Origin of the sequence: Streptomyces lunalinharesii (assembly GCF_039532155.1) — a bacterium.
Lineage (GTDB): Bacteria > Actinomycetota > Actinomycetes > Streptomycetales > Streptomycetaceae > Streptomyces > Streptomyces lunalinharesii.
In genome coordinates, this window is record NZ_BAAARK010000012.1 from 118050 (window position 1) to 138174 (window position 20125).

Here is a 20125-nt window from a genome sequence, read left to right on the forward strand (position 1 = left end):
GTGCCGGTGATGACGAGCGGCCGGGCCCGGCAGTGCTTCGCCGCCTCGCGGATCGCCCGCCTCGCCACCGCGGACACCGAAGGACACCCGCATCTGGTCCCGGTCGTCTTCGCCCTGACCGGCGACCACCTCGCCTTCGCCGTGGACCACAAGCCCAAGCGGACCACCGAACTCAAGCGACTGGCCAACATGCGGGCCCGCCCCCAGGTCTGTCTGCTCGTCGACGCCTACGACGAGGACTGGGACCGGCTGTGGTGGGCACGGGCGGACGGGACCGCCACCGTGCTGCCACCCGCGGACGCCTCCGCGTCCGCCGCGCACTACGTACGCCTGCTGGCGGCGAAGTACCCCTCGCAGTACGCCGGGCGCCCACCGGCCGGACCCGTCGTCGAGGTGGCCGTGACCCGCTGGTCCGGCTGGCACGCCACATGAGGGAGCCCGCGGCGGGGCCGGGCCGGGACCGGCGGTCGGCCGTGCACTGAGCCGGCGGGGCGTGGTGTCCAGCGGCTCGGACGCCGCGCGGGTCTACGTCTCGTCGATCGCCGCCGGCAGCCACGCGTACGCGTGCAGCACCAACAACAACCGGCCCTGCGGCGGCGCCCGGGGCGCGTTCTGCAACCACCTCCGGGCCCTCGTCCACGTGGCCGGGATCAGGCGAAGCCGAGCTCGGTGGCGTCGGGATCCAGATACTGGCGTCCCTCCGGAGAGATCTCGAAGAGCTCGACCACATACCCGCCCGGCGTCTCGAAGCGACCCTGGAAGCCGATCGGAACAGGTGTCTTCTCCTGGAGCGGCTTCATCCCGGCGGCCTCGGCGGCCCGCAAGGTGCCGTCGATGTCGTCGGTCCGGTAGAGCACGCTCGTCCTGGCGAGGTAATCGGGGAAGCCGTCGAGGGAGTCGGTGATCACGGCGGAGACGTTGCCCAGGGGCGAGGTGATGCCGACCACCTGAAGGTTGTTCAGGCGCGGGATGCTGAACACGTACTCCAGGCGCGCGTCGAAGTTGTGCAGGTAGTTGCGGACGAAATCCCGGCCGGCTTCCGGCTGCACGAACACCCGGGTGTACGGCCCGCCGGTCAGGAACGATGACAGATCGGACATGAGAATCCTCGAAAGCGGGTTGGTGATGGATCGGTTGCTGGGCTCGCTCGTGCCGACAGCCGGCTACGTTCCCACGAACGTCGGCCGGATGATGCCGCCGCCGGTCTCGGCAGCCTTCTTGACGGCGGCGAACGCGCCCTGCGCGTCCGTGGACTCGAAGAGGTCCATGGTGAGATCGAGCGTCAGCTGATCTGCGGACGGCACCCCACCACCCGACCAGGCCTTGAACAGTGCCCGGACCGCGGCGTATCCGCGCGTCGGTCCTGTCGCGAGCCGTTCGGCCAGGCGGTCGACGGCCTCGTCCAGTTGCGCGCCGGGAACGACCTGGTTGACCAGCCCGATCCGCTCCGCCTCGGCTGAGGTGAGGGAGTCGGACAGCAGCACCTGAGCGGTGGCGCGCCCACGACCGACTCGGTCTGCGAGGCGCTGCACCCCACCGGCCAGCGGCGCCATGCCGGTGTCTGCCTCCACCCACGTGAACGTCGCGTCATCGGCGGCGACGATGAGGTCGCAGCGCAGGACGAGCTCGTAGTGGCCGCTGACCGCCCGGCCCCGCACAGCCGCGATGGTGGGGACGCGCAGGGCCTCGATCGCCGTGTAGGCCTGATTCACTTCGGCGATGAAGGTGCGGAACCAGTTCCGGTCTTTGCCGGGCCATTCGGGGACGAAGCCACCCGTGCCGAAGTTCGGGCCCGTGGCGCGCACCACCAGTACTCGAATGTCACTGCTGCTTGCTTCGTGGACGGCTGCCAGCAGGTCGTTGGCAAAGGTACGGCTCAACGCGTGGTCGGGCGGGTCGACCAGGACTATGCTCCCGACCCTTCCAGTCTGCTCGAATGTGACTGTCTTCATGATCTTTCCTTTCTCTGGGCGAGCTCCGCAATAGCGGAGGCACTGGGGGCGTGCGATTCCCAACAGTTCCCCTGGGTGGCCCCAGCCTTCCGTTCAGCTGGTCCCGTCCGCGTGAAACGCCTGGTCGACGATCAGGGTGTCCTCGTAGAGATGCATCTGGACGATCCGGCCGTCCTCGATCACCAGGTGGAGTGCGGCCGGCGTGGTGAACCGCTGGCCGCTGGCCGCGATGAGGTGGCTGAAGGTCGCCAGCAGCATCACGTCACCGCCTTCGACGATGGTCCGCTCCAGCACGACCTTCGACTGACCGGGGACGTAGTGCGGCCACATCGTCGTGAAGTACGGGGCGACCTCCTCGCGCCGGGTTCGGCTACCGGTCCACGGCAGCTTGTCGCTGCCTGGCACATGCCAGTCGATCTCGGGTGCGAACAGCTCCTGAATGCCGTCCTGGTCCTGCTTGCCGAGCCGCTCGACGAACTGGTTGGCGACCATGCGCGAAGTGTCGGTGTCTGTAGTCATGGTTCTCTTTCCTCTGCGACGACGGCGCGAAGCCGAAGTCGTTCATTGGGCGCGTGCTGGATCGGACCTCAGCTCAGCTTGAGCAGTGCGCTGCCGGAGCCGTTCGTTGTTGCGGCGTCGATGGCGTCCCAGAGTTCCTCGAGCGGGTAGGTGCCGTGCACGGTGAGGAGTTCGGGATGCCGCACGGCGAGTTCGAGGGCGGCTTCCCGATCGGCGGCCCGGATGGCTTTGGGGCGGTGCATCCAGCGGGAGATGCTCACCGCCCGCACGTTCAGTTCCCGCATGAGCAGGTCCAACGTGCTCAGGGTCCAGGGCTCCGCCGCCAGATCCCCCCACACGACCAGCGTGCCGGCGTCGGAGAGGAACGGCAGGATCTCCTGCACGAACGGTCCTCCGTGGGCGTCAGTGATCACGGGGACAGCCCTCCCGCCGATCAAGCACGCAAGCTCCGTCTGCCATCCGTCGTCCTGGGTGACCACGACTGGGACGTCAGGGAAGTGCGTGCGGACCGTTGTCGCCGACCGCTGACTTCGCACAACGGCGATGACGCTCCAGCCGCGATCAATGGCCTGCCTGACGATGAGTTTGCCGACCGCGGACGCGGCTGCCGAGACCACCAGGGGAGCATCCTCCGGGGCCGCCGCAGCGCGCCGCAGCTCGTCGATTGCGCGCAGGACGTCCCGCGAAGTCACGGAATTGACGAGCGCAATGCTCGCTGTTTCGTCGCTCACCGCCTCAGGAACGATCACAGCGGCATCGGCCGGCACGGTGACGCGCTCGGACCACGCCCTCATGGCGGGGAAGACGGCCACCCGGTCCCCGACGCTCAGGGTCGACACCGACTCACCCACAGCGGTTACGACTCCCGCCGCTTCTGTTCCCAGTGCACGCATCGAGGCTCCGCCCGGGAGTGGCCTGGAGGCGCCCACCAGGTCTCCCCGGTGCACAGGGGAGAAGCTGACGGATACCTGGACTTCGCCGACGCCGGGCGCGGGCGCCTCGGGAACGTCTTCGACGCGCACGACGGTGGCCGCGTCGCCTGCCTCGCTCTGCACCACGCTTCGCATGACCTTCACCCTCCGAAGTAACTGAAGTGGTTACGACCGTAGCGCACGCAACGGCTCCCGGCCACCCGGGCGCCAGGAAGTGACGATCCGTCAGGCAGCGGACATGCCGTGGTTCTGCTTCGGCCGCTCACCCTCGTCGACGGCAAGGACTGGACCTACGAGCGGGTCGAGGCATGGCCCCTCCGCCAGGCGAGCGCCGCGCTGCGCACCTCGGCTGGTGCGGTCGGTCGGCACTCGCCTGCTGGTCCATGTCCCGAGTCCCTCCTCTGTCGATAGTGGTAGCAAATTTCGATAAAGGCATGGTTCATCGTTAAAGGTGCTAGGGTATGCCGGTGGCCAGAGAGAACGCGACGCGCACTGAAGAGGTATTCGACGGGATCCGGGCGGATCTGCTCAACGGGCAGCTCGATCCCGGGCAGCGGTTGAAGCTGGTTGCTCTCGCAGGCCGCTTCGGGGTGAGTCTCTCGGTGGTGCGCGAGGCGCTGACCAGGCTCGCCGAGCAGGGGTTGGTGGTTTCCAGTCCCCAGCGGGGCTTCAGTGTGATGCCGCTATCGGTCGACGACATGTCCGACCTCACCAGGACCCGGATCCAGGTGGAGTCGCTCGCGCTGCGGCAGTCCATCGAGCTGGGTGATCTCGAGTGGGAGGCCGCCGTCGTGTCGTCCTTCCACACGCTTGATCGCACCCCGGTCAACGGGGAGGACGGACACCTCAACGAGGACTGGCCCGATGCGCATCGCGCTTTCCACCAGGCGCTGCTCTCCGGATGTCAGAGTCCGCGCCTGATCGGGATCGTCACGACGCTGCGCGACAGCGCGGAGCTCTACCGGCGCTGGTACTGGAGCCTGACGGAGGATCAGATGCGCGACCTCGCCGCGGAGCACCGGGCGCTGCGGGACCATGCTCTGGACCGCGATGCGGACGCCGCGGTCGCGGCGCTCACCGAACACATCGACAGGGCGCCTCGTAAGCTCATCGCCTACGCCCGCGAGCACAACCTGGAAGACCCCACCCATCCGCCGGCTGGGGTCTAGCGGGCCGGGCTGTCGACTTTCCCGTCGGGCTCTTGGGCGGCTTTGAGGATGTCCCGCAGGACGTCCTCCAGGGTTGTTCGCGCCAGCTCCTTGCGGAGGGTGGCCTCGATCCCGCCGTAGACGGTGGTCATCACCGGGCCGATGCCGTGGCCGACGACGCATTCCGGGTCGGGTGTCGAGCGGTGCAGGGCGAAGATCGGACCTGCCTCGACCGCTTCGTAGACATCGAGCAGCGTGATGTCTCCCAGGTTCCGCGAGAGCATCCAGCCGGCTCCCGCGCCTCGGCGGGAGTCGACGAGTCCGGCCTTGCGCACCTCGGACAGCAGGCGCCGGATCACCACTGGATTGGTGTTGACGCTCGTCGCGATCTGCTCGGAGGTGGCGACCTCATGGCCGCGGCGCTGATAGAGCCCGATCCACGTCAGCGCGTGTGCCGCGATGGTCAGTCTGCTGTTGGCGCTCACGGCGCACCTCCCTTGCCTCGTAGGAACAATAATAGTTACATCGAGATGGTGCAAATATCCGGAGCTTGTCCGGCCTCCGACGGAGGTGTTACCGTCTCGCCGCGCTTGCTCGAAGTAGCGCTTGGCGCACCGCCAGGACCGCTGGATGGCCATGTGCGCCCCGGCGGGTGGCGGCCACGATACGGCGGCTGCTGTGCGGGTCGGCGAGCCCGTGTTGGGCCACGGTGGGTTCGGCGCCGGCCCAGACGAGTTCGGGCAGCAGAGCGACGGCCTCACCGGCCTCCACCAGCTTGACGTGCAGCTGCAAGTCGTAGGAGCAGTACCGGACATCGGGCTCGAAGCCGGCCTCCCGGCACACGGCCTCGCACCAGCGACGGGCAGGAGTGCCGGGCTGCTCCATCACCCAGGCGCGGTCGGCCAGGTCCGCCAGCCTCAGCTGTTTGTCCGCCAGCTCCTCCGGTACGGCGATGTGCAGGCGATCGCGCACCAGGGTCTGGTGCTCGATCTGGGGCAGTCGGGGGAGGGGGTGACCGGGGTACTCGTGCGCGATGACGAGATCGAAATCGTGCGCGACCAGTCCTGGAAGCGCCTGCTCCGGCTCGAGTTGGCTGATCTCTACTCGGAGCTGCGGGTGCTCGGCCCGCAGTTGCCCGAGCGCAGTGGGGAGCAGCGCGAGGGCGACGGTCTGGAAGGTGGCGAGCCGCACCGTACCGGTGATGGCGTGCGACGAGGCCGCCAGGTCGGCCTCCGCGCGCTCCATGAGTTCGAGCAGTGCCTCGGTGTGGGAGACGAGCAGCTCGGCCTGCGGGGTGAGCCGGACCGAGCGGCCGACCCGTTGCAGCAGCGGCACTCCGGTCTCCTCCTCGAGCTGGGACAGCTGCATGGAGATGGAGGAGGGCGCGTAGGCCATTGCGGCGGCGACGGCTGCCAGCGTTCCCCGGTGCTTGAGCTCGCGCAGGATCCGCAGGCGATGCATGTCGAGCACGTTCACCTCTGGGGTCAAGATTTTTGATGAATATAGCTCCAAAACTTTCGCTGGACCTATCGATCGGTGAGGAGGAGCGTGGCAGGCGTCCACGAAGCGGGCAGTGGGGCCGGTAACCAGGAGGCGGGAGCATGACTGAACCTGTGCGCAGCACGATTGATTCGCTCGGTGGGACGCCGGCCTCGGCGTTGGAGAGTGCCCGGGAGGCGTATGCGGAGGCCAATCAGGAGAGTCGGCGCCATTTCGAGAGCGCCTGTGCGCACATGCCGGGAGGGAACACCCGCACCGTCCTCTTCCACAGCCCCTTTCCGCTGCGCATCGTCCGTGGCCAGGACGCCCGCCTGTGGGATGCGGATGGGCACGAGTACGTGGACTTCCTCGGGGACTTCACTGCCGGGCTCTTCGGTCACACCAACCCGGCCATTGCCGATGCGGTGCGCAGCGCCCTTGCGGACGGCATCTCGCTGTCCGGACACAACCGGCTGGAGGCGCGCTTCGCGGCGCGGATCTGTGAGCGGTTCCCCTCCGTCGACTCGGTTCGGTTCACCAACTCCGGGACCGAGGCCAACCTGCTCGCCATCACGACGGCCATGGCCACGACCGGCCGGAGGAAGATCCTGGTGTTCGACGGCGCCTACCACGGCAGCCTCGCGTCGTTCGCCGGCGGCTCGGCGCCGACCAACGTCCCGCACGAGTGGGTCGTCGGCACCTACAACGACATCGATAGCACCAGCGCGCTTCTCGATGAATACGGCTCGTCCCTCGCGGCCGTCCTGGTGGAGCCGATGCTCGGGTCCGGCGGCTGTGTGCCTGCCGATCAGGAGTTCCTCCGGCTGCTACGTCGCCGAACCCGGGAAAGCGGGACGTTGCTCATCTTCGACGAGGTCATGACCTCGCGGCTCGCCCACGGCGGCTACCAGAGCATCTCGGGGCTCGAAGCCGACCTCACCACGTTGGGCAAGTACATCGGCGGGGGCCTGTCCTTCGGTGCCTTCGGCGGTCGATCGGACCTCATGTCGGTCTTCGATCCTCGACAGCCCGGCTCCCTGGCGCACGCAGGCACCTTCAACAACAACGTGCTGACCATGAGCGCGGGACTTGCGGCGCTCGACGAGCTGACGCCGGAGGCGGCCGACGAACTCGGCACGCGGGGCGACCGGTTGCGCACGGAGTTGAACCTCCTGTGCGAGGAGTCCGGTGTTCCCATGGTCTTCACCGGCTTGGGATCGCTGATGACCGTGCACTTCACCGACCGGGCGGTGCATTGCGGTGCCGATGTGCGGGGCGCGGACCAGGAGTTGAAGGAGTTGTTCTTCTTCGACATGCTGGCCGCCGGCGTCTACCTCGCGCGACGGGGCATGGTCGCGCTGTCGCTGACGATCGGTTCCGCGGAGTGTCGCCTGCTCTTCGAGGCCGTGGCCGCCTTCATCGAGCGTCGCCGGCCTGTGCTGTCCGGCATCGCGCGGCAACAGAGCTCGGCGGCGCCTTGACACGACGGCAATGCGCGGCCGCCGCGTCGGTTTGGATAGATTGTTGACCATGCCTGCCACTGTCACCCCATTCGGAGAATTCCTCCGTGCGAGCCGCGCGCGCGTCGACCCGGCGGACGCCGGGCTGATCACAGGCGGCGCCCGGCGAGTCTCGGGCCTGCGCCGAGAGGAGGTGGCCGTGCTGGCCGGGGTGAGCGCGGACTACTACGCGCGCCTGGAGCAGGGCAGGGAGCGCAATCCGTCCGGGCAGGTCGTCGCGGCGATCGGCCGGGCGCTCGCGCTGGACGCGGATGCGCGGGCACACCTGTTCCGGTTGGCCGGACTTGCTCCGGGCATGGCCCTGGACGCATCGCGCGATCTGGTCCACCCCTCGCTGCGGGACCTCCTGGACGCTTTCCCGACCGCCGCCGCATATGTCCTGAGCCCGTCGTTCGACGTCTTGGCCACCAATCCGCTCGCCACCGCGCTGCTCTCGCCGTTCACCGGGACGGACAACATGGTCCGGGTGCTGTTCTCGCATCCCGCGGCGCGGAGCGTCTTCGTCGAGTGGGGGACCGTCGCCACCGCCACGGTCCACGCGCTGCGGCTGAACGCCGGCACCTACCCGGGCGATCCGGCGGTCCACGGCCTCATCAAGGAGATGCTGGCCACCTCGCAGGAGTTCCAAGCGATCTGGAAGGACCAGACCGTGGGGAGCCTGAGTCGCGCGTACAAGGTCTTCGTTCATCCGCGCGCCGGCCGGATCGAGCTGACCTACCAGACCTTCGACGTGCGGGACGCCCCCGGTCAGCAGCTGCTGGTCGGCACGCCCACACCCGGTGCGAGCGCGGACGCCGCCGCCTCCCTGCTGAGCTAGGCCTGAATTTCGTTGTTCCACATCCGGAACATCGAGCATCTCCCGCCGGTGGTGAGCGTCACCACCCAGAGGTTCTCGAACGTGCCCAGTTCCTTGTAGACGCCGACGCCGCTGACAGCGGCGGTATCACCGGTGATCATCAGGATCTCGCTCTCGAAGCTCCAGCCGCCCGCTTGCCAGTCCTGCCGTGAGAGCCACCCGGCGACGATCGCCTCACGGCCCACCCAGTCGGTTTCGAAGGGCTGCTCGTGGTACTCGGCATCGGCAGTGAAGAGCGCCGCGATGTCCTGCGGATCCGCGGTGTTCCAGGCATGCACATAGCTGTCGATCCAGCCCTGCACCTGCTTCGTCGTCGTCACCCCTGGCTCCTTTCGAGTCGGTTTGCTTGATGGTTCCAATCTGCCGGACCAGGCACGACGCCGGAAGGGCGGCGGTTCCTAGGTGTGGCGCACCTAGGAACCGCCGCCCTTCCGCGCCTCCGGACGAGATCGCAAGCTGGAAATCGCAACGATTCACCCCCCCCTCAGCTCGGGAGCATGCCGTGACGGACACCTCGATCCGCGAATCCAAGACAGTTCTGATCACCGGTGCGAGCAGCGGCATCGGCGAGGCGACCGCCCGTCATCTCGCGTCACTCGGGCACCAGGTGATGCTCGGAGCCCGACGTACCGACCGGCTCGCCGCACTTGTCCAGGACATCAACGAGGCCGGCGGGCAGGCGGACTTTCGGCAACTGGACGTGAGCGTTCTGGAGGAGATGCAGGCCTTCGCGGGCGCCGCCCACGAGAGGTTCGGCCGCATCGACGTACTGGTCAACAACGCTGGTGTCATGCCGCTCTCGCCGCTCAGCATGCGCCGGGTCGAGGAGTGGGATCGGATGATCGATGTGAACCTGCGGGGGACGCTCCACGGAATCGCGGCAGTGCTGCCGTACATGGAGGAGCGCCGCTCCGGCCAGATCGTCAACATCGCCTCGTCCTCCGCGCACCGCGTCGACCCGACCGCCGCCGTCTACTGCGCCACCAAGTTCGCCGTCCGGGCACTCTCCGAGGGCCTGCGCCAGGAGAGCGAGGATCTTCGTGTGACCGTCATCAGCCCCGGCTTCACCAGCAGCGAACTGATGGGACAGGGCGGGGCGCCAGAGGTCATGACAGAGGTGCGCACGGCAGCCGACCAGCTGGCCATCCCGGCCAGTGCCGTCGCCCAGGCCATCGCCTACGCAGTCGACCAGCCCGCCCACGTAGATGTGAACGAGGTCATCGTCCGTCCGACCGCGCAGCGTTGAGGAATCGGGCCAGGACGGCCGTCGCCTCCGGCAAGACGACCGCCTCTCAAACGCCCCCGCCCCCACCCTGGTCTCGCCTGGTTTGGCTCCGCGGGGCCGAGCGTGAGACCGAGGGCGTGGACAGGTAGCGGTGCAAGACCTCGGGGCCGCCGGGGACGAAGCGCCAGCGGTGTACGGCTCGGTACAGGTGTGCCAGGGGCGTGCGTCGGAGATCCGGGACTCCTGCGAGTACCACGGGTACGAGGGCCCGGAGTGGTCGCGCCGGTTCCGTACGTTCCTGCGACACGGGGCCGTCCGGCTGGAAGACCCAGTCAGGGTTCTCTGTTCGTGGCTGTTCCGCCCGCCGGGCGAGGGCCTTGCGGCCGATGACGGCGCGGCCGGTCTCGTGCCAGCGGACGTCCTCGGAGTAGATCTCCGCGACGGCAGCGGCACGGCGCTCGGCGGCCGGTTCGTCGAAGACCTCGAGGAGGTTGCGGCGCATCAGGTCCGCGACGGTGCCGCTCATGCTGGTGACCCCTTGGATTGCCGGTTGCCCTCCGAGATCGCGGGGTAGTCGATGTACCCGTCGGCTCCGCCCGCATAGAACGAGGCCCGATCCCCGTCCGCCAGCCGATGGCCGCCGGCGAAACGGTCGACGAGGTCCGGATTGGCGATGAAGGGCGCGCCGAACGACACGGCGCTGGCCACCCCTTGCTCGATGATCGCGTTTCCGCTGGACCGGTTGAAGCCGACATTGGCCACGATCGGCCCGTCGTACTGTGCGCGATAGCGGGCGAACGGCCTGATCCGGTCCTGGTCGGTGATGTCCTGCGTGACCGGACCCATGAGGTGCAGGAAGGCCAGAGAGTTGCCGCCGAGCCGCTTGATCACCTGGTCGTAGTCGGCGAGGTCCTCCTCGTCGGCGACGAAGGCCGAGCCGCTCGTCCAGTACGGGGAGATCTTCACGCTGACGCGCCCGGCGTCCCATACTTCGGTGACGGCGTCCAGGATGTCGAAGAGGAACTGTGCGCGCCGCTCGGCATCGCCGCCGTAGGCGTCGGTGCGCTGGTTCAGGCGGGGGTTGAGGAACTGGGCGATGAGTTGCGAGCCCTGGGCGTGGACCTCCAGGCCGTCGAAGCCCGCCTGGCGGGCGTTGGCCGCGGCCGTTCGGTAGTCGGCGATGGTCTGGGCGATCTCGGACCCGGTGAACGCGCGTGGGGTGACGGTGTCCTTCATGCCGGACGGGGTGAAGGACCGCTCACCGGGGTTGATCGCGGAGGGGCCTGCCGGCAGGCGGCCGCCGAAGTGGTCGGGGTGGGAGCCGGCGCCGACGTGGCCGAGCTGGGAGATGATCCGCCCGCCGGCCGTGTGGACGGCCTCGGTGACCGTCGCCCAGCCGCGGGTCTGGGCCTCGCTGTAGATGCCGGGCACATTGATGAACCCGATCGCCTGGTCGTTGACCCAGGTGCCCTCGGAGACGATCAGGCCGGCGGAGGCGCGCTGGGCGTAGTACGCCTGCATGAGATCGGTGGGGACCAGGCCGGCGTTCTGGGCGCGGGAACGGGTCATGGGGGCCATGAGGACGCGGTTGGGCAGGTGGAGCGCTCCCAGGCGCACGGGTTGCAGCAGGGGCTGGGACGGGGTGGCGCTTCGACTCGTCACGGGGCGTCTTCCTCAAGGTGTCGCTGGCGGGCTCCCGGGCGGCTGCGCGGGAGCGACGGAGAGGGGTGGGGGAGCGGGTTCAGTCCTGCTTGAGGACGTGCAACCCGGAGAGCGGGCCGCCGAGTTGCATGAGTCGGCCGCCTTCACGCAGTGACCCCAAGCCGACGGGGGCGAAGCCGAATTCGGATGCCAGATCACTGACGGTGGAGACCGCGTCGGGATCGTCGCCGGCGAGGAACAGCACCTGGCGGCCGGCCGGGTGCCGGGGATCGGCGGCGATGTACTTGCCGTAGAGGCTGTTGAATGCCTTGACGACGCGAGCTCCGGGCAGGTGCGCGGCGACGAATTCGCTCCCGGTCAGGTCCCCGAGGTCAACGGCCTTCGCATGGGAGGGCGGATCGGCGAATTGGTTGGTGGCGTCGATCACGATGCGTCCGTCGAAGGCGGGCAGTGCGGCCACGGCCTGGGGAATCTGCGGCCAGCCGACGGCCAACACGACCAACTCGGCCGAAGCTGCTTCCTCGGGCGTGCCGGCACTGGCCAGCGGGCCGAGATCCCGCACCACAGCCGCCAGCGAGTCGGGGCCGCGGCTGTTGCTGAGGAGGACGTGGTGCCCGTGGGCAACGGCGTGGCGGGCGATGGCTTGGGCGACCGTCCCCGCGCCGAGTGTTCCGATGTTCATGGGAGCCTTTCAGGATGGGGGCTCATGGCCGCGGGATGTTGCGAAGGTTGGCCCGCGCCACGTCGAGCATCTGACCGACGCCCCCGGCCAGGACTGTTCGGCCCGCCGCCAAGGCGAAGCCCGTGACCTGTTCCGTGGAGATCCGCGGGGGGATGGCGAGGGCGTTCGGATCGGTCACGAGCTCCACCAGGCAGGGGCCGGGGAAGGCCAGTGCCTCCTTGAGACCGGCGCGGACCTCACGGGGGCGCTCGATGCGGATGGCGTGGATTCCGGCAGGATGGGAAGGCCGCCGTCGCCGGACATGGAGATCACCTGACGGCTGCGGTCGGCCATCTGCGCCCCGATGGCGTGCGGGAGGGCGTTGGCCATCGTGCCGTGCAGGAACGAGCCGAGGATGCGACGCTTCCCATTGGGCGTGATGTATCGGGCGGCCCAGACGTTGCACATGCCGGTGTCGACGGTGAACACCGCATCATCGGCGGCCAGTTCGTCGAGGACGGCGGCCGGGAACTCGGGGCGACGCGGCCCGCTGCCGGCACCAATGGGTTCAAACCCGTGGTGCCGGTCGTCGAAGCCGCGGCGAGGTCGCCGGGCAGGACGAGAACGGAGACGTCACTGTTGCCGACGGCGCGCTGCATGGCGATCCGCAACAGGCGCGGCATCTGGTCGGGTGTGGAGACCAGCTCGCAGAAGTCGCTGCACTCGACGAAGAGCCGCTCCGGATGCGTCTCCTGGAAGTAGCCCGTACCGATCTGGCGCGAGGGGATGTGCGAGGCTACGTCTTCCGGGGGAGCGGAGTTGCGGTGGAGCGGTGGTGAGCGGGTTGTTCAGGGACGCAGGGCGCGGGCGACGGTCAGGGAGTCCTCGAACATGTAGAAGCGGCTGATTCGGCCCTCTTCGTCGACGACGATGTCCACGGCGAAGGGCGTGTCGATCGTCTTGCCCGTGGAATTGACGACGACCCGCGCCCGTCCGATCAGCACCGCGTTGGGACCGTCGACGACGACGCGCTCGATCTCGAAGAGCTCGCGGACGGTGAGTCGGCCCATGGTCTGGAAGAAGTCCGGGATGCCGGCGACCCCGCGGCTGCCCACCCAGGGGACGACCTCCGGGTCCCCGGGGACCTCCCAATGGGCGTCGTCCGCGAACAGCGCCACCACGGCCGGGATGTCACCCTCGCCCATGCGCTTGAGGAGCTCGTTCACCACGTCGCGTGTCTGGTCACTCATGATTGGTTCCCTTGTTGCCGATCGGAGTCGGCGTCTCGAAGTGTGTTCTTGCGTTGTTGGTGGTGGGTCGGGACCCGGTCAGGCAGTGCCCTGCGCTCCATAGCCCGCCACCAGGGGGTTGTTGAGCGAGCCGATGCCCTCGATGGTGCTCACCAAGGTTCCGCCCGGTACCAGGTAGCGCTCGGGGGCGCGGCCCATCCCCACCCCGGAGGGGGTGCCGGTGAAGATGACGTCTCCGGGAAGCAGTGGGACGACGGCGGAGAGCCGCGCGACGAGTTCGGGCACCGAGAAGATCAGATCCTTGGTCCGGCCGTCCTGGAGCACCTCGCCGTCCAGGGCGCAGGACAGGGCCAGATCGTCGGGGTCGGCGAACTCGTCGACGCTCACCAGGGAGGGGCCGATCGGGCTGAACCCCGGGTAGGACTTGCCGAGGGAGAACTGGGGTACCGGGCCCTCCAGTTGGACCGTGCGCTCGGACAGGTCCTGGCCCACGGTCAGGCCCGCCACGTGGCTCCACCCGTCTTTCTCCGCCACCTGGTGTCCGCCGCGTCCGATGACCGCGACCAGCTCGACCTCCCAGTCGACCCGGGTGCTGGGCAGGGCCACGGTGTCGTGCGGGCCGGCGATGCTGGTGACGAACTTCGTGAACACCGCCGGTGAGGTGATCTTCGGTCGCACGCCGGCCTCGGAGACGTGTGCCTGGTAGTTGAGGCCGATCGCGAAGATCTGGGCCGGGCGCAGCACGGGGGCGCCGACCTGCGCGGGCGAGAAGGGAATCGCGTCGTCCAACGAGCGGCCCCGGGCCCACTGCGCGAACTCGTCCCATCGCTCGAAGATCCAGTCGGGCTCGGCCTCGAACCTGCCGTCGCTCGCCGTGTGGACGTCCAGTGCCCGGTCGCCGTTCAGCAGTGCCAGCCTGCCGTTGATTCTGCCAATGCGCATGACTACTCCTGTGGATGTGCGTGCGATGAACGTCAGCGGGGGCTGTGCGACCCGGTCATCAGGGCGGCGAGGTCCTCGGGCTTGATGAAGGACGGGGGGAGCGGCGGGCCCCAGTTGTAGATCCCTCGGGCCCCGTCGACGGTGGAGGGCTTCCACAGCTGGTCGTCGACGATGCAGTCGAGGTCGCTGTAGTACTCGGAGAAATTGCCGGCCGGGTCCTTGAGGTACCAGAAGAAGTTCGAGCCGATGTGGTGCCGGCCCAGTCCCCACACGTGCCGCTCGGGGTTCTCCTCCAGCATGGCGGTGGCGCCGCGGCCGACCTCGTCCACGTCGTCCACCTCCCATGCGGTGTGGTGGAGGAAGTCCACCGGAGCCTTCTGGACGAGGATGTTGTGGTGGTCGGTGGAGCACCGCAGGAAGCTGGCCAGGCTGGGTACGTGGTCGGTCGCCTTGAAGCCGAGGCCCTGGGTGAAGAAGCGCTGGCTCGCGTCCTGGTCGCGCGAACCGATCACCACGTGGCCGAGCTTGCGCGGTCGAACCCGGTCGGTCCGCTCCACCCCGGGGGCGCGGCCGTTGGGCCGGGAGGGGCGGCCGGGGCCGTTGTAGGGCACCTGCTCGGCCGGGGCCTGCTCGAGATGCGCGGCGATCTCCAGAACCACCGTCAGGTTGGAGTTCGGATCGGCGACCCGCAGCGAGGTGGCGCTCCGCTCGGAGGGCACATCCAGCTTCGCCAGGTTGGCGGCCACGCGCTCCAGGTCGTCCTGGTCGTCCACGCCGACGCCGAGCTCGACAAGCCTTCGTTGCGCGGAGTGGGCGAGCTTCAGCTGCTCGCCGCCGTCCTGGGTGGCGAAGCGGTGCACCTTGCCGTCCCCGACGGGCGTCAGGCCGAACTCCTCGTAGTAGCCGGCGGCGGCCGCGACGTCGGGGACGCCGAGGGTGATCGACGTCAGGCGGTGCAGAGCCATCGCGTTCTCCTTCGGATAGCGGGCGCGTCCGCGGGGTGCCGACTGCTGCCCAAGTACTGGCTGTCACGCAGGTGTTGTTGGGGGAGTACCGCTCTGGGGACGTCGCGCTTCAGGTGCGAGTCCACCGCAGCTCGGTGCGGTGCTGCCCCTCGATGTCCGTTGCGAGGGCCAGGGAGTCGCCCTCGAGTTGTGCCCAACGGACCTGGTCCTCGGTGAAGGGTGGCAACCCGACGTGCACGTTGTGCAGGACCTTCCCGGCAGCGTCGGCCTCGTACTCGCCCAGGTATGCCACCGCGGGCGCGTCGGCGTGACCGGGGATCACCACTGCCACCTGGTGCGCCGGCCCGTAGTGCAGCCGCCCCGGCGGCTGCTGCCCGTACGGCTCGTCCAGGACGGCGCCGTCGGCCCCCAGCTCGCGGATGCTGCGCAGGCGCCAGGTCCCGACCAGGCCCGCGTCCCAGTCCGGCTGGGGGACGGGCGACTTCTCGGTGCCGCTCATGTCGCTTCCTTTCGTTCCCTCCCCGGGGGTACCGGCCCTCCGGGTGGCACCCTTCTACTCTAGCCAAATTTCGTCAAAGCGCAAGATTATCGAAATTATGGCTTCGGTGGAGGTGGTGTATCCGGCGCCGCGCTCGCTCTGATTGCGTGCGGATCCGGTGAGCCCGGGGCTCATCGCGGTGGGGCACCAGTTGCCGGTGTCGGCGATCAGGGCGGTGCGGGTCGTGCGCTCGTGCCAGCGGCCGATCTGCTCCAGGGGCGCGTCCAGGCGCGCGGGATCAAGGCCCGGAAGGGCCTGCACTGACAACACGTCGACATGGGGGGCCATCGCGTCGAGCACGGCGTCGGGTACGCCGGCCCGAGTGCCGTAGCGGTCTCCCGGGACCAGAAGTAGCCCAACAGGTTCGGGTCGTCCGGTCGGCGCACTGTCCTGGCCAGATGGTCGCACCAGTGGGCGAACGCGGGATCGCGGGGGATCCCGGCAGGCAGGGAGGCCGTTCCAGTGCTCGATCTCAGCGGCACGCAGCGACAGTGTGTACGGGATTCCGGCGTCCGTCAGGACTTCGGGAGGCAGGCCCTTGGAATGTCCCAGGTCGACTGCGGCGCCCCCCGTGGCGAGGCCCGCTCCGCCGACGTAGTCCGGGGGCCAGCCCAAGGTGTTGAAGCCCCAGCTCCTCGGGTCTGGCACGAGGCCCTCGTGCAGCCATCGACACCGCGAACTTCCTTACCACGAGCGGTAGATGGGGCGATTGTGTGGATAGCGAAGGTTGGTGTCGTCGGCATGGACGACGCCTACCGATAGGAAAGGCCCGCCGTCTGGCGTGCGGAGTCGCCATCGATGTCGGCGTTCGGCAGTGAAAGCTGGCTGGACGCACGTCGCGCGCGGAGAATACCCGGAAGCGCGCGGCCTGGTCCGACGCGCCATCAGACTTGGTCGCGAGATCGGTGATGCCAACCATGATGCGGCGTGATCGGTCCGGCGACAGAGAGGGGAACGGAACGGCGGGCTTATCGGCCGTCGTCGGGATGGAGCAGCAACCGCCGGACCACGAGGGCCAGTTGGATCCGCAGTCTGCCCTGCGGGGTCCGCACCGGGAAGCCCAGCTCGTGCTCGATGGCGGTGAGGCGGTCGGTCAGGGTCGAATGGTGGATGTAGAGGGCCGCCGCCGCGAGCCGCAGGCTGGAGTGCGAGGTGAACTCCGCGAGGGTGCGCAGTACCCAGGGCCCGGAGTGGGCCGCCAGCTCCAGGGCGCGAACGTCGTCCGGCGGTGCGGCCGGGTCGAGGGAGCGGGCGAAGATGGCCAGCGCGCCCAGCTCCTCGGCGTACACCGTGCTGGGCCCCGGGTCGTGGTCGGTGCCTGCCGAGGCGAAGCGGAGCGCGGTCCGGGCCTCGGCCCACGACGTGGGCAGTTCCAGCACCGGTACGGCGGGGCCGACCCCGGTGCGGGCAGGCCCCTTCAACTGCCGTGCGGTGATGAGGCCGTGGAGGTTTCCGCCGTCCTCGGCGGGGAGCATGATCCGGCCGGGCCCGTCGCACGTCGCCACCGCGCGGACCGCGGTCTGCTCGGTCAGGCTCAGCAGCCGGGCGGCATGCCTCCGGTCGTCGGGGTTTGCCCGGCCGTCGAGCAGCACCTCCACCGCGGCGTCGTCCTCAGTCGGCTCGAGTGGCCCCGCCCTGTGGCCTCGGCGTGTCCGGCGGAGGACCTCCCGGGCCGCGAAAGCGGCCCGGTCCAGCACCATCGCGTCCAACAGGGTGTGGGCGCCGACCCGCTCCAGCCAGAAGACCGGCGGGCCGTCGGGGGTGAGTGGTGCGGAGCACCACTGGGGATCGGCCGCCCCGAGGGGGCGCTCGACCCTGCCGTCCACTTCCGCCCGCAGGGCGACATCGAAATGCTCGTCGACCAGGCGGGCCGCCGTACCGGTGAGCACGGCGACGGCCGTGAGGATCGGCGCCAGGCCGGCCCGCCCCTCGACGAGTGCGTCGAACCGCGCGATGACCCGTACGGCCGCGCCGGCCTCCGGATCGAGGGAGTCCAGCCTCGCGACGACTTGATGCATGGCGGCATCTTTCCTGCTCTTGCCGTGGAGGGCCAGGCCCCGTGCCCGAGCTCTAGCGGTCGATCACGGGGAGGACGATCCGGCTGGGGTACTCCGGGCCCCGGTGGAGCCGGTTGGTGGCGGTGACCATGTCGGCGAGGCGCTCCTCGGCGATGACACCGCCAGTGTTCGAATTGCGGTCGTAGCGGGGGAAGTTGCTGCTGGAGACCTCCACCAGGATCCGGTGCCCGGGCAGGAACACATTCGCGGTCGCGATCAGGTCCACCTCGATCTCGTAGACCTCTCCGGGGACCACCAGCTCGGGCGCGGAGAGGGAGTTGCGGTAGCGCATCCGCTGGAGGCCCTCGCAGAGGATGATCGCCCGGCCGTCCGGGTGGACGTCGACCAGCTTGGCGGTGAAGTCGGTGTCCACCGCGGAGGAGCTGACGAACAGTGTGGCCGTGACCGGTCCGGTGACCTCGAACGGCTCCTCCAGCACCTCGCTGGTGAAGACCAGGACGTCATCGCGGTCGTGGAGCGGACTCTGGTCCAACGGGCCGTCGTAGCCGCCCATGTTCATCATGGTTCCGCCGTGGGAGGGCACGGGGCGGCGGGGATCGTAGAGGTAGGTGTCGGCGAAGTCGCCGACGGGCTCAGCCGCGCTGAGGCGCCCCTCACCGCCCGCCGAGTTGGCGGGGCCGTCGCCGTCCAGGTAGAAGGGCGTGTACCGGGCATCGGGCAGCGGCCAGTCCGGCTCGTCCCGCCACTGGTCGATGCCCATGACGAAGAGCCGGACCGGAGCGAACCCGTCCAGCGCGTCCGACTCGCCCTTCACATGGCTGTCGAAGAAGGCGAGTTGGGATTCGGTCAGTCCGGCGGCGTCCATGGACGCGGTGAGCCCGAAGCTGCGGTCGGGGGAGTAGCCGAGGAAGCCGGTCGGGTTGTGGCTCCAGGGTCCGATCACCAGGCGCTGGCCCTCGCGCGCCCGGGCGGTGGCGGCGTTCGCCTTCATCTCCCGGTAGGCGTGCAGGGTTTCGCCGATGAAGAGGTCGTACCAGCCGCCGATGTGCAGCGCCGGCGTGGAAATCGTCGACACGGCGTCGATCGCCGCGAGCTGCTGCCAGTGCTCGTCGCGATCCGGGTGGCCGATCGCCGTCTCGACCACCCAGGGCAGGTAGCGGCGAAGGATCGGCTGTTCGGCGATCGGCGTCGCCTCGGTGAGCGCGGACCGGTTGCCCATCATGGCCGTCAGAGCCGCGATGTCCTCGGTGACGTCGGCGCCCGTGGATGCGGCCCGCAGCGCCTCGTTGAGCGCCATCATCGTTCCCCAGCCGAGCGTGCAGTCCAGCGAGAGCGCGCCACCGGGGGAGTGCCAGGGCGCCCGGTACAGATCGGCCGTGGTGACCACGGGGGCGATCGCCTTGAGGCCGGCGACTCCGGTGGAGGCGGCCTGCCACTGCACCATGCCCACGTAGGAGGCGCCCCACATGCCCACACTGCCGCTGCACCACTCCTGGGAGGCCAGCCAGTCGATGGTCGCGGCACCGTCCGCGGCCTCGTCCGCGTGCGGGACGAAGGCGCCGGAGGAGGCGAACGTACCCCGGCAGTCCTGGAGGGCGATCGCATAGCCGCTGCGCAGCATCGCGAAGAGGTTCGGCGCGCCGGTGGCGCGCGAGGCGATGCCGTCCCGACCGTAAGGGGTGCGCATGAGCAGCACAGGGACGGGCTCCTGGGCTGCCGGCCGCCATACGGTCGTGGCGAGCTTCGTCCCGTCCTTCATCGGCACGGCCGCGTCGAGGTCGATGTCGTAGCGCATGGTCCATCCGCCCCTTCTCTTCGTATCCGGACGGGCGACAGGCTAAGCGCTCCTCGCGCTGCCGGTCGGCGGGTAATTCCCGCCGTCCGGCAGGTGGCGTGAGCGGGAGTCGCCGCTGGACGCTGGCTTGGTGTCGACCTGTCCCATCCACGTGGGTGCGGTGCCGGGCGCCGCCCTCACTCGCTACTGGTCTCGATGAGTTCGATGAGGTTCCGCTCGGGGTCGTGGATGTAGGCGTAGCGCATGCCGTCGGTGGCGCCGGGGGCCGGGCGGGAGACGGGAGCGGCGCCGCACTGGCTGGTCAGGCGCGCGAACTCCCCGTCCAGGTCGATGACGAGCAGTGCGAGGTGGCTGTAGGTCTGGTCGGCGGTGGCGGCGAGGGGGTCGGGGTGGTGCACCGGGCGCGAGCCCGAGCGCTCGGTGAACTCCACGCGCAGACCGTGGCCGTCGGAGAGCACGGCGGTGCGCACACCCGCGTCCGGCAGGTCGACCCGTTCCTCGACGTGGGTGAGCCCGAAGGCCTGGCCGTACCAGCGCTCTTGGGCCGACAAGTCGGCCACCGAGACGCTGATGTGGTGGAAGCGATAGACAGCAGGGGAAGTCATGATCGGGTACCTCCGAGGTGAAACCCATTTACCTAGTGAATGATGTTAACCTTAGGCT

The 20125-nt window shown here is 69.1% G+C and carries 23 protein-coding genes and 1 pseudogene; 5 read left to right on the forward strand and 19 right to left on the reverse strand.

Going from position 1 to position 20125, the window contains the following annotated elements:
- Positions 1–432 carry a TIGR03668 family PPOX class F420-dependent oxidoreductase gene (locus ABD385_RS20050; protein ID WP_344577887.1) on the forward strand — a complete coding sequence of 144 codons (432 nt, stop codon included), beginning with the start codon at positions 1–3 and terminating at the stop codon, positions 430–432.
- 218 nt (positions 433–650) lie between these two features.
- Here the strand turns inward: ABD385_RS20050 and ABD385_RS20055 are convergent, their stop codons facing one another.
- The 4 genes from ABD385_RS20055 to ABD385_RS20070 all read right to left on the reverse strand — a co-directional run bounded on the left by ABD385_RS20055 (position 651) and on the right by ABD385_RS20070 (position 3529).
- Positions 651–1100, reverse strand: a complete 450-nt coding sequence (locus ABD385_RS20055) for a VOC family protein (protein WP_344577890.1) — start codon at positions 1098–1100, stop codon at positions 651–653.
- Positions 1101–1163: 63 nt separating this feature from the next.
- Positions 1164–1952: an enoyl-CoA hydratase/isomerase family protein gene (locus tag ABD385_RS20060; protein WP_344577893.1), complete on the reverse strand. Its 789-nt coding sequence runs from the start codon at positions 1950–1952 to the stop codon at positions 1164–1166.
- Between the two features lie 93 nt (positions 1953–2045).
- Positions 2046–2471, reverse strand: a complete 426-nt coding sequence (locus ABD385_RS20065) for a nuclear transport factor 2 family protein (RefSeq protein WP_344577895.1) — start codon at positions 2469–2471, stop codon at positions 2046–2048.
- A 68-nt stretch (positions 2472–2539) separates the two neighbouring features.
- The gene (locus ABD385_RS20070; protein ID WP_344577897.1) at positions 2540–3529 is read right to left on the reverse strand and encodes a zinc-binding dehydrogenase; all 990 of its coding nucleotides are present in this window, start codon (positions 3527–3529) and stop codon (positions 2540–2542) included.
- Between the two features lie 341 nt (positions 3530–3870).
- Between ABD385_RS20070 and ABD385_RS20075 the strand changes: the two genes are divergently transcribed.
- Complete coding sequence (locus ABD385_RS20075; RefSeq protein WP_344577899.1) at positions 3871–4572, forward strand: GntR family transcriptional regulator; 702 nt, start codon at positions 3871–3873, stop codon at positions 4570–4572.
- Here ABD385_RS20075 and ABD385_RS20080 read toward each other — a convergent pair.
- Both ABD385_RS20080 and ABD385_RS20085 read right to left on the reverse strand, forming a co-directional pair.
- On the reverse strand, positions 4569–5036 hold the full coding sequence (locus ABD385_RS20080) for an Rrf2 family transcriptional regulator (RefSeq protein ID WP_344577902.1): 468 nt from the start codon (positions 5034–5036) through the stop codon (positions 4569–4571). The genes ABD385_RS20075 and ABD385_RS20080 overlap by 4 nt on opposite strands.
- Positions 5037–5124: 88 nt before the next feature.
- Positions 5125–6021, reverse strand: a complete 897-nt coding sequence (locus ABD385_RS20085) for a LysR family transcriptional regulator (RefSeq protein ID WP_425585440.1) — start codon at positions 6019–6021, stop codon at positions 5125–5127.
- Positions 6022–6284: 263 nt separating this feature from the next.
- Here ABD385_RS20085 and ABD385_RS20090 point away from each other — a divergent pair, with 263 nt between their 5' ends.
- Positions 6285–7511 (forward strand): aspartate aminotransferase family protein, encoded by a 1227-nt coding sequence (locus tag ABD385_RS20090; protein WP_344578126.1) that lies wholly within the window; start codon positions 6285–6287, stop codon positions 7509–7511.
- Between the two features lie 49 nt (positions 7512–7560).
- A complete protein-coding gene (locus ABD385_RS20095; protein ID WP_344577908.1) occupies positions 7561–8367 on the forward strand; it encodes a helix-turn-helix domain-containing protein in 807 nt (268 codons plus the stop codon).
- Here the strand turns inward: ABD385_RS20095 and ABD385_RS20100 are convergent.
- Complete coding sequence (locus tag ABD385_RS20100; protein ID WP_344577910.1) at positions 8364–8726, reverse strand: nuclear transport factor 2 family protein; 363 nt, start codon at positions 8724–8726, stop codon at positions 8364–8366. The two genes, ABD385_RS20095 and ABD385_RS20100, sit on opposite strands and share 4 nt — an antisense overlap.
- A 182-nt stretch (positions 8727–8908) precedes the next feature.
- On the opposite strand from ABD385_RS20100, the gene ABD385_RS20105 reads away from it, so the two are divergent.
- Positions 8909–9652 carry an SDR family oxidoreductase gene (locus tag ABD385_RS20105; RefSeq protein WP_344577913.1) on the forward strand — a complete coding sequence of 248 codons (744 nt, stop codon included), beginning with the start codon at positions 8909–8911 and terminating at the stop codon, positions 9650–9652.
- A 46-nt stretch (positions 9653–9698) separates the two neighbouring features.
- Here ABD385_RS20105 and ABD385_RS20110 read toward each other — a convergent pair whose 3' ends face one another.
- From ABD385_RS20110 to ABD385_RS20165, 12 genes and pseudogenes are all read right to left on the reverse strand, one after another.
- Complete coding sequence (locus ABD385_RS20110) at positions 9699–10157, reverse strand: hypothetical protein (protein ID WP_344577915.1); 459 nt, start codon at positions 10155–10157, stop codon at positions 9699–9701.
- Positions 10154–11293 (reverse strand): alkene reductase, encoded by a 1140-nt coding sequence (locus tag ABD385_RS20115; RefSeq protein ID WP_344577916.1) that lies wholly within the window; start codon positions 11291–11293, stop codon positions 10154–10156. The genes ABD385_RS20110 and ABD385_RS20115 overlap by 4 nt, the downstream gene beginning before the upstream one ends.
- Positions 11294–11372: 79 nt before the next feature.
- Positions 11373–11975, reverse strand: a complete 603-nt coding sequence (locus ABD385_RS20120; protein WP_344577917.1) for an NADPH-dependent F420 reductase — start codon at positions 11973–11975, stop codon at positions 11373–11375.
- Positions 11976–11997: 22 nt separating this feature from the next.
- Positions 11998–12500 (reverse strand): annotated as a pseudogene (locus ABD385_RS41345) (thiamine pyrophosphate-dependent enzyme); the annotation flags it as partial.
- 302 nt (positions 12501–12802) lie between these two features.
- Positions 12803–13204, reverse strand: a complete 402-nt coding sequence (locus ABD385_RS20130) for a nuclear transport factor 2 family protein (protein ID WP_344577919.1) — start codon at positions 13202–13204, stop codon at positions 12803–12805.
- 78 nt (positions 13205–13282) lie between these two features.
- Positions 13283–14146: a fumarylacetoacetate hydrolase family protein gene (locus tag ABD385_RS20135; RefSeq protein ID WP_344577921.1), complete on the reverse strand. Its 864-nt coding sequence runs from the start codon at positions 14144–14146 to the stop codon at positions 13283–13285.
- A gap of 32 nt (positions 14147–14178) precedes the next feature.
- Positions 14179–15111, reverse strand: a complete 933-nt coding sequence (locus ABD385_RS20140) for a VOC family protein (RefSeq protein ID WP_344577922.1) — start codon at positions 15109–15111, stop codon at positions 14179–14181.
- A 109-nt stretch (positions 15112–15220) separates the two neighbouring features.
- Entirely contained in the window at positions 15221–15610 is a 390-nt protein-coding gene (locus ABD385_RS20145; RefSeq protein WP_344577930.1) for a lipocalin-like domain-containing protein, read from the reverse strand.
- 54 nt (positions 15611–15664) lie between these two features.
- Positions 15665–15949, reverse strand: coding sequence for a hypothetical protein (locus tag ABD385_RS20150; protein WP_344577933.1), 285 nt, complete (start codon positions 15947–15949; stop codon positions 15665–15667).
- A gap of 668 nt (positions 15950–16617) precedes the next feature.
- Entirely contained in the window at positions 16618–17667 is a 1050-nt protein-coding gene (locus ABD385_RS20155) for a helix-turn-helix domain-containing protein (RefSeq protein ID WP_344577936.1), read from the reverse strand.
- Between the two features lie 52 nt (positions 17668–17719).
- Entirely contained in the window at positions 17720–19462 is a 1743-nt protein-coding gene (locus ABD385_RS20160) for a CocE/NonD family hydrolase (RefSeq protein WP_344577944.1), read from the reverse strand.
- 176 nt (positions 19463–19638) lie between these two features.
- On the reverse strand, positions 19639–20067 hold the full coding sequence (locus ABD385_RS20165) for a VOC family protein (protein WP_344577947.1): 429 nt from the start codon (positions 20065–20067) through the stop codon (positions 19639–19641).
- Positions 20068–20125: the final 58 nt, after the last annotated feature.